The sequence below is a fragment of the Sphingobium sp. genome (assembly GCF_049304695.1).
GTDB lineage: Bacteria > Pseudomonadota > Alphaproteobacteria > Sphingomonadales > Sphingomonadaceae > Sphingobium.
On sequence record NZ_JBAQOK010000047.1, the window covers coordinates 1 to 2,621 of the forward strand.

General features: G+C 63.8%; 2 protein-coding genes and 1 pseudogene. All 3 read left to right on the top strand.

Annotated elements, in window-relative coordinates:
* Window positions 1-137, top strand: a pseudogene (locus tag WA070_RS07230) (FAH family protein); the annotation flags it as partial.
* Between the two features lie 4 nt (window positions 138-141).
* On the top strand, window positions 142-1,068 hold the full coding sequence (locus tag WA070_RS07235) for a Gfo/Idh/MocA family protein (RefSeq protein ID WP_422633426.1): 927 nt from the start codon (window positions 142-144) through the stop codon (window positions 1,066-1,068).
* A gap of 24 nt (window positions 1,069-1,092) precedes the next feature.
* Window positions 1,093-2,621, top strand: a 1,529-nt coding sequence (locus WA070_RS07240; RefSeq protein ID WP_422633427.1) for an alpha-N-arabinofuranosidase, incomplete at its 3' end; no start/stop codon positions are given.

Here is a 2,621-nt window from a genome sequence, read left to right on the forward strand (position 1 = left end):
CGACCCTTTCGTTCAGCGACGGCGTGACGACGCAGGAAGGCGATGTGTTCGAAATCGACGCTGCGCCCTTCACCCTGCCCCTGCGCAACCCCCTCGCCCGCGCACAGAGCGTCAACGTCGCCGTCAGGGCACTCTGATCCCATGGACCCCATACGCATCGCCATCATCGGTCTGGGCAAAATCGCGCGCGATCAGCATGTCCCCGCCATCCGGGGCAACAGCGCGTTCAGCCTGGCCGCCACCGTCAGCCCGCATGATGCGGCGCTGCCCGGCGTGCCGCATCTGGCCAGCCTCGACGATCTGCTGGCGCAGGGTCCGGCAGTCGATGCGGTAGCGCTGTGTACCCCGCCGCAGGTGCGATACGATCTGGCCGCGCAGGCGCTGGCGCGGGGCATCCATGTGTTTCTGGAAAAACCGCCCGGCGCGACATTGGCAGAGGTGGCCGCACTCGAAAGTCAGGCGCAGCGGGTCGATGCGTCACTGTTCGCCGCATGGCACAGCCGTTTTGCGGCAGGGGTTGGTCCCGCACGCGCGTGGCTGGCGGAGCGGCGAATCGACAAGGTGTCGATCGTGTGGCGCGAGGATGTGCGCGTATGGCATCCCGGACAGGCATGGATCTGGCAGCCCGGCGGGCTGGGCGTGTTCGATCCGGGCATCAATGCGCTGTCCATCGTCACTCATATATTGCCCCGCCCCTTCTTCCTGACCGACGCGACGCTGGTCCTGCCGGAAAACCGCGCTGCGCCGATCGCGGCAGACCTGTATTTTCGCGACACCGCAGGTGCGTCGATCCACATGGATCTCGACTGGCGCCAGACCGGGCCGCAAAGCTGGGACATTCATGTCGAGACCGATGCAGGCATGTTGCGCCTGAGCCATGGCGGCGCGGTGCTGACGTTGCCGAGTGGCACCGAGCATGGCGAGGATGTCGAATATCCCGGTCTTTACGCCCGGTTCGCCACGTTGATCCGGGGCGGTCGATCCGATGTGGACACCAGCCCGCTTCGATTGGTCGCCGACGCCTTCCTGCGCGGACGGCGCGAGGCGACGGACGCTTTTCACGATTGAATTTCTAAAATGGGAGAGGACGATATGATGAGATCCCTGCGCCGCACCACGGCTGCGCTGTTATTATGCGCCAGCGCGTTGACGACCACGGTCGCCAGCGCCGACACGGCGGGCAAGCCCACGACCGCGACGATCGACGCGGCCAGGCCCGGCCCGGTCTATGACAAGCGCATCTTCACCCAGTTTGCCGAACATCTGGGCAATGGCATTTATGGCGGTCTGTGGGTGGGCAAGGACAAGTCCATCCCCAACACCAACGGTTTCCGCAACGATGTGATCGGCGCGCTGCGCAATCTGGCCGTGCCGGTGATCCGCTGGCCCGGCGGCTGTTTCGCCGACGAATATCACTGGCGTGAAGGCGTCGGCCCGCAGAACAAGCGCCCGGTCAAGATCAACACCCATTGGGGCGGCGTGACCGAACCCAATACGGTGGGCACGCACGAGTTTTTCGAACTGCTGCGTCAGGTCGGCGCGCAGGCCTATGTCGCGGGCAATGTCGGCAACGGCACGCCGCAGGAAATGGCCGAGTGGGTCGAATATATGACGTCGCCCGCAGGCACGCTGGCCGATGAGCGCGCGAAGAACGGCCATAAGGAGCCGTGGGCCGTTCCCTATTTCGGCATCGGCAACGAACTATGGGGCTGTGGCGGTAACATGCGCGCCGACTATGCCGCAGACGTCACGCGCCGTTACGCCACCTTCATCAAGGCGCCGCGCGGCACCAATATCCTCAAGATCGCCGCTGGCGCGAACGTGGATGATTATAACTGGACCGAAGTGATGATGCGCGAGGCGGGCGAGCAGCTCGACGCCGTGTCGCTCCATTATTACACCCTGCCGCAGGGCGGCTGGCCACCCAAGGCGGACCCCGTTAATTTCGACGAGACCGCCTGGGCCGATACGCTGGCCAAGGCGGTCCATATGGACGAGCTTATCACCAAGCATGTCGTCATCATGGACAAATATGATCCCAAGAAGCGCGTCTTCCTGGCGGTGGACGAATGGGGCACCTGGTATGCGCAGGACCCCGGCACCCATCCAGGGTTCCTGCGTCAGCAGAACACGCTGCGCGATGCGCTGGTCGCGTCGATCCATCTCGACATCTTTGCCAAACATGCCGACAGGGTAAAGATGTCCGCCATCGCGCAGATGGTCAACGTCCTTCAGGCGATGATCCTGACCGAGGGCAAGAAGATGGTGCTGACCCCCACCTATCATGTGTTTGAAATGTACAAGCCATGGCAGGACGCCACCGTGCTGCCGATCAGCATCGACACGCCCTGGTACAATAAAGACCAGTTCGTGATGCCCGCAGTCAGCGGATCGGCGGTGCGGGGCAAGGATGGCAAGGTCCATGTCGGCCTGTCCAACCTCGACCCCGTCCAGACCAACACGGTCACGGTCAAGCTGGCCGGGCTGACCGCCGCCAGCGTTTCGGGACGCATCCTGACGGCGGGCGCGATCAACGCCCATAACACGTTCGATGCCCCCGAAACGGTCAAGCCGGTCGCGTTCACCGGTGCGCAGATTAGTGACGGGACGCTGACCGTGAC

What these genes read in the sequence shown, in the direction of transcription:
- WA070_RS07235 (WP_422633426.1), top strand. Translation starts at nt 142, where the DNA reads ATGGACCCCATACGCATCGCCATCATCGGTCTGGGCAAAATCGCGCGC.